Source organism: Streptomyces sp. SID1328 (assembly GCF_009865595.1).
Taxonomy (GTDB): domain Bacteria; phylum Actinomycetota; class Actinomycetes; order Streptomycetales; family Streptomycetaceae; genus Streptomyces; species Streptomyces griseoluteus.
This window is the reverse complement of the sequence record NZ_WWKH01000570.1, coordinates 1-1,308: the sequence shown is the minus strand read 5'-3', so window position 1 is coordinate 1,308 and position 1,308 is coordinate 1. Positions and strand designations below refer to the sequence as shown.

Sequence of the window (1,308 nt, the reverse complement as noted above, 5' to 3'; positions counted from 1 at the left end):
CGCACCGTGTCCCGCAGGACGAGCGCCGACCGGGCCGCCACCGACATGCCGTGCCCGTACACCGGGTTGAGCGCGCACAGGGCGTCACCGAGGACGACGAACCCCTCGGGCCACTCGGACAACCGCTCATAGAACAGACGCCGGTTGGCGGTCGTCCGGGTGACCGTGACGTCCGTCAGCGGTTCGGCGTGGGTGAGCAGCTCACCGATCAGCGGATGCCGCAGCTCCTCCTGCGCGTACCGCAGGAACTCGGCCCCCGTGGACGGCGGTTGGTCGGTGCGGGCGCCGATCAGGGTGACGAGCCACCCGCCGTCCTCCACCGGCAGCAGCACCCCACCGCGCCCGATGCGCGAACCCCGTTGATCGGGCTCGACGTTGACCACCGGGAAGCCCTCCCGCGCCCCCTCCGGCGCCCGGAACAGCCGGCTGGCGTACGTCAGCCCCGAGTCGACCTCCCGGCGCTCCGGTTGGGGCAGGCCCAGCCCCGTCAGCCAGTGCGCGGCACGGGAGCCGCGCCCGGTGGCGTCCACCACCAGATCGGCGTCCAGGGTGCGTTCGATGCCGTCGGCCCGCACCCGCACGCCGGTCACCGCACGGCCGGTGCCGGTGAGGTCGAGGGCCTCGATGCGGTCCAGCAGCTCGATCGCGCCGTCCGCCCGCACCAGATTGCGGACCACCCAGTCCAGCAGGTCCCGCCCGGCCGGCAGCATGAACGCCGACTCCGTCCAGCGCCGGTACCAGCCGTGCGCCGACAGCGCCACCATGTCCGTGGTCATCGGCACCCGGCGCACCCCGGCCGCGCTCAACGCCGCCTGCGCTCCCGGCAGCAGCTCCTCCAGCGCGCGGGCACCGCCCGACCACAACTGGTGGACGTGCCGTGCCTGCGGCAGCCCCTTGCGCGGCTCGGGCCCGGTGGGCAGCGCGTCCCGCTCCACCACCGTGACACGAGCGCCCGTCGCGGCCAGGGCGCGGGCCGCGAGCATGCCGGCCAGGGAGCCGCCGAGCACGACGGCCGTGGGCTTCACTTCACTCATGTGCGGCAACGCTCTCTGCTGGGTCGGCGGCCGCACGGGCACGGACCGCCGCGATCTCGTCGGGACGGCGGAGGGCACGGGAGACGGGCCCGATCTCCTGGAGCAGGTCGGTGGTGTCCGGCGCGGCCGCCGTCGCGGGCGGCTCGGGCATCCGGGCCTTCGCCTCGACCGCGTCCAGGATGGTCACCGCCGACGCCAGCGCCCGCGCCCGCTCCGGCGGGTGGCCGAGGCTCAGCGCGGCCTCGTACGCGCGGGCGCCGAGGGCGGTGTCGAG

At 75.5% G+C, this 1,308-nt stretch carries 1 protein-coding gene and 1 pseudogene; both read right to left on the bottom strand.

Annotation, left to right across the window (positions count from 1 at the left end; all coding sequences use genetic code 11):
• Nucleotides 1-1,034, bottom strand: a 1,034-nt coding sequence (locus GT030_RS18035; RefSeq protein WP_161201965.1) for an FAD-dependent monooxygenase, incomplete at its 3' end; no start/stop codon positions are given.
• Nucleotides 1,027-1,308 (bottom strand): annotated as a pseudogene (locus GT030_RS18030) (hypothetical protein); the annotation flags it as partial. The pseudogene GT030_RS18030 and the gene GT030_RS18035, both read right to left, overlap by 8 nt.